General features: G+C 74.4%; 3 protein-coding genes and 1 pseudogene. 2 read left to right on the forward strand and 2 right to left on the reverse strand.

Going from position 1 to position 4,749, the window contains the following annotated elements; all coding sequences use genetic code 11:
* Positions 1 to 232 precede the first annotated feature (232 nt).
* On the reverse strand, positions 233 to 1,237 hold the full coding sequence (locus LCE31_RS36905) for an SDR family NAD(P)-dependent oxidoreductase (protein ID WP_225022371.1): 1,005 nt from the start codon (positions 1,235 to 1,237) through the stop codon (positions 233 to 235).
* A 102-nt stretch (positions 1,238 to 1,339) separates the two neighbouring features.
* Here LCE31_RS36905 and LCE31_RS36910 point away from each other — a divergent pair.
* Positions 1,340 to 2,131 (forward strand): annotated as a pseudogene (locus LCE31_RS36910) (helix-turn-helix transcriptional regulator); the annotation flags it as partial.
* A gap of 77 nt (positions 2,132 to 2,208) precedes the next feature.
* On the opposite strand, the gene LCE31_RS36915 reads toward LCE31_RS36910, so the two are convergent.
* Positions 2,209 to 3,060, reverse strand: a complete 852-nt coding sequence (locus LCE31_RS36915; RefSeq protein WP_225022375.1) for a class I SAM-dependent methyltransferase — start codon at positions 3,058 to 3,060, stop codon at positions 2,209 to 2,211.
* Positions 3,061 to 3,690: 630 nt separating this feature from the next.
* Between LCE31_RS36915 and LCE31_RS36920 the strand changes: the two genes are divergently transcribed.
* Positions 3,691 to 4,437 carry an SGNH/GDSL hydrolase family protein gene (locus LCE31_RS36920; protein WP_225022373.1) on the forward strand — a complete coding sequence of 249 codons (747 nt, stop codon included), beginning with the start codon at positions 3,691 to 3,693 and terminating at the stop codon, positions 4,435 to 4,437.
* Positions 4,438 to 4,749 lie beyond the last annotated feature (312 nt).

The raw sequence follows: 4,749 nt of genomic DNA on the forward strand, positions 1-4,749 counted from the left end.
GTGCGGGGTGACGGGGTGCGGGGTGCGCGATATGGCCGGAAACAGGCCATATATCCACGCTAGCGGCCAGGGGCGCCCGGCCTTTGAAGGCGGAGGCGCAGCCGTCAAACAACGCCCGAATGGGCCACCTGCGGGCGGGAGCCGGCCGTCGCGCCGGACGGGAGACGTCGCGGGGCCGGCGCGGCCGTTCTCCCTTTCCTCACACCGGTCACACTGCCGATCGCGGGAGGATTCACCGGCTGCCGGCACCCCCGCGCCGATCCGCCCCGGTTGACGCGCCCACACCGGTCAGCTTCGCCGCCGTCTCCCACAGGCGGTGTGCGTTGTCCGGGTCCAGGGCGAAGGGCGCGACCCCGCCGCCGAACAGCGCGGGGCGCCGCGTGACCCGTTCCGCCTCGCCGCAGTCCTCGAAGTAGCGGCCTCCGACGCCGTCGAGCAGCGGCGACGCGGCGGCGAGCACCGAGGTCGCCGCGCCCTGCTCGACCGTCTTGCGCCGGCCCACCGGCGTGCGCAGGCCGCCGGTGTGCTGCTGGAGGTTGGTGGCGATGGCGCCGGGGTGCACCGCGTTGGCGAGGATGCCGTCGTCGGCCCAGCGGCGCGTCGCCTCGACCGCCAGCAGGATGTCCGCCGTCTTCGATTCGCCGTACGCGAGGATCGGTACGTACGGGCGGAAGCGGTGGTCCAGGTCGTCGAAGACCACCGGGGCGCCCAGGTGCGCGTTCGAGCCGAGGCACACGATCCGGGCTCCCCCGGCGCCCGCGAGAGCCCGGTGCAGGCCCCTGGTCAGGGCGTAGTGCCCGAGGAAATTGACCGCGAACTGCATCTCGTGGCCCTCGGGCGTACGGGTCGGTTCGGGCAGCGCCATGATCCCGGCGTTGTTCACCAGGATGTGCAGCGGCTCGTCGTCGGGCCACTCCTCGGCGAAGGCCCGTACGGACGGCAGGTCGGCCAGGTCGAGACGGCGCACCTCGACGCGCGGGTTGCCCGTGGACGCGGTGATGCGGGCGGCGGTCGCGGCCCCGGCCGCCGTGTTCCGCACGGCGAGGACCACGCTCGCCCCCGCCGCCGCGAGGGCGCGGGCCGTCTCCGTACCGAGGCCGGACGTGGCGCCGGTGACCAGGGCGCGGCGGCCGGTGAGGTCGACGCCCGCGAGGACCTCGCCTGCGGTGGAGGCGAAGCCGAAGGGCGTGGTCAGGCGGGTGGGCGGGGCGATGTGGGCTTCGTTCGCGGTGTTCATGCGCCCCAGCGTGCGCCGGGCGCGGCTCCGGAGGTGATGCCCCGCCGGCCCTGGTAGCGGCAGGGACAGGCTCCGCCGTCCGGCCGGTCGTACGGTGGAGGCATGGCGACCACCAGCACCCTCGGCGACTACCTGCGGGTACGCAGGGAACGGCTGGGCCCCGAGGACGCCGGGCTGCCCGGCGGGAGCCGGCGGCGCGTGCCGGGTCTGCGGCGCGAGGAGGTCGCGCTGCTGGCCGGGATCAGCGTCGAGTACTACCTGCGGCTGGAGCAGGGCCGCGACCAGCACCCCTCCGACCAGGTGCTCGGCGCCCTCGCCCGCGCCCTCCAGCTCGACGCGGACGCCGAGCGCTACCTCTACGACCTCGGCCGCCCCACGCCGCCCGTGCGGCGCAGGCGCCCCGCGCGGCCCGAGCGGGTCGGCGCGGGCGTGCGGAACCTGATCGAGAGCTGGCCCGCGACCCCCGCGCTCGTACAGGGCCGCTCGATGACGACGCTGGCCGCGAACCGGGTGGCCGTCGCGCTCAGCCCGTTCTTCGCGCCCGGCGTGAACACACTGCGCGCGGCGTTCCTCGAACCGGGGATGCGGGAGCTGTACGAGGACTGGGAGGGCATGACCGCGAAGGTCGTGGCGTACCTGCGCTCCATGGCGGGGGCGGAGGCCGACGACCCGCGCCTCGTGCAGGTCGTCGGCGAACTCAGCCTGCGCAGCGAGCGGTTCAGGACCCTGTGGGCGAGGCAGGACGTGCGGCTGAAGACCAGCGGCACGCCCCGCTTCCGCCATCCCCAGGTGGGTGCGCTGGAGTTGGACTACGAGAAGCTCACCCTGCCGAACTCGCCCGGCCAGGTCCTCGTCACGTACCACGCGCGGCCCGGCACCGAGTCGTACGAGAAGCTGGAGCTGCTGGCCCATCTGGCCCGGGAGGGCGGGCCGGGGCCGGACCCCCGGCCGTCCGGCCACGAGCCCGGACCTCAACCGTCGGACCCGGAGCCGGCCGCGTCCCGGTCCGCGTCGCGTTCCGCGCGCAGCGCGGCGAGCAGCGGAACGCGCGGCGCGTCCTCGGGCAGCCGCCACCAGCCGTCCTCCCCGGCCGTCATGTGCGGCCAGCGGGGCCACGGCAGCGCGTCGACCTCCCGCAGTACGGACACCCGCAGCCCGGCGCCGACGAGCGCGGTGACGACCTCGCCGACGCCGTGCGCCCACTCGTAGTTCTCGGTGGCGGCGGAGAGCGGCGGCCCGTCGGTGTAGGTGTGCGCCGAGTCCTTCCGCAGCGGGCCCCGCCCGCCGACGACATCGCCGCGCAGCCGCAGTCCTGTGCCCTCGCCGGGCTCGGGTGTCAGCCCCAGCGAGGCGAGCAGCGGATGGAACTCCACGAGGTAGAGGCACCCGCCGGGCCGCAGCAGTGCCCGCACGACGCCCGCCCAGGCGGTGAGGTCCGGCAGGTAGCACAGCGCGCCCTTGCCGGTGTAGACGACGTCGAACCCGCCCGCGCCGAGGAGGTGTTCCGCGTCGTACACGTTTCCCGGTACGTACGTGACGTCCGCGCCGGCCCGTTCCGCGATGTCCCGCGCGGCGGCCACGGACGCGCCGGACAGGTCGAGCCCGACGACGCGGCGCGCGCCGCGCGCGGCGAACGCGAGGGTCTCGGTGCCCAGATGGCACTGGAGGTGGGCGATGTCCCGGCCGCGCAGGTCCCCGAGGTCGTCCCACTCGAAGGCGCCGAACCAGCGGGCCGGATCGAGGTCGTCGCCGAGCCCGTAGAACCGGCTGGCGAGGTGCACGGGCACCCGGGCGTCCCAGTTGGCCTCGTTGGCGCGGAGCATACGGGCGAGATCGGGGGCGGGGGCGGGGGCCGCCGCGCGATCGGGGCCTGCCTCGGGCTCGGTGTCGGTCACGGGTCCATCAAAGCAGCCCGAGGCGTGTCCCGGGCCGGACCGAAGATGACGCCCTCCGGCGGCTGCCTTGGCCAACTCCGGTGCATTGCCGCCACGTTCACTCGACATGCTCACCGCCGGCTCGACGTTGGCCCGACGTGCGCTCGACGTTGGCCCGAGGCGCCCTCGACGTTGACCCGACGTTGGCGCGACTTGCAAAAGTAGTTCCTCACCGTCTCGGAAGAATGAGAACCACACTCCGAGAAAGCGCTTGCACACGGCACTTAATCAATCCTGCCTGTTCAGCCACTCGGCTCCCTGAACACGCCCTGAAAAAGCACATGGATGCCATCGGCGCGGCCGTTCGGACCGGGCCCGCCACGTGTATTGACGCACGGCGACCTGATGGATTTGCATACCTGCACAGCCCCGGGGTGCACGCCCCGAGGGGGCGCGGCCGGAAGTCCCCACCGCAGCAAGCCCTTTCGCAAAGCCGCCAGCACGGCGGTCCCTTCCGTGCGGTGTCGCACCCGTACGGGACACCGCCGTCCCCCCACCGATGCCATGCGAGGGAGTCCCATGAACAGAGTGGTTTCCAGGCGCACAGCGCTCCTCGGCGGTGCGCTCGCCACGGCCGGGTTCGTGCTGGGCGGCCCCCCGGCACGCGCGGCGGTCCCGGGCGAGTCCAACGGCGGTGTGCGCGTCATGCCGCTCGGCGACTCCATCACCGACGGATACACCCCCTACCCCGGCGGCTACCGCGTCGAGTTGTGGCAACGGCTCGCCGCGGGCGGTTACACCGTCGACTTCGTCGGGTCGCAGACCAACGGGCCCGCGGAGCTCGGCGACCACGACCACGAGGGCCATCCCGGCTGGCGCATCGACCAGTTGGACGCGAACCTCGACACCTGGCTCGGGCAGAGCGACCCGCGTACGGTCCTGCTCCTGATCGGCACCAACGACCTGAACCAGAACCACGACGTCGCGAACGCGCCGGCCCGGCTGTCCGCGCTGATCGACCACATCCGGACGGACAGACCGCGGGCGGAACTCTTCGTCGCGACGGTCCCGCCGCAGGCGAACGGCACCCAGCAGGCCCGCGTCGTGACGTACAACGGGGCCATTCCGCACGTGGTCGCCGCCAAGGGGCCGGACGTCCACCTGGTCAGGATGTACGACGCGCTGACCACGGCCGACCTCGCGGACGGCATCCATCCCACGCGGGCGGGCTACGGGAAGATGGCCGCGGTCTGGTACGCGGCACTGCGCGCCGTACCGGACTCCCTCACGCCCCTGCCCGCCGCAGCGGCCGCCGCCGCGCGGTGAGCGCGAGCCGCCCGCCGTTCCGCAGGACACCCAAGACATCCAGGGCACCCATGACACCCAACGCGCTGGCCCCCGCGCACCCGACCCGACCGACCCGACCCGATCCGACCCCAGGAGCAGACGTGACCGAACACGCGCACAACCGGAGGACCTTCCTGCGCGGCACCGCCGCGGCCGGCGCCACCGCCGGAGCGGCCCTGGCCGGACTCGGGGGGGGCGGCCGGGGGGCCCCCCCCCCCCCCCCCCCCCCCCCCCCGCCCCGCCCCCCCCGCCGCCCGCGCCCCCCCCCGCGCCGCGGGGCGGCGCGAGGCG

Source organism: Streptomyces sp. 8L, from assembly GCF_020176795.1.
GTDB lineage: Bacteria > Actinomycetota > Actinomycetes > Streptomycetales > Streptomycetaceae > Streptomyces.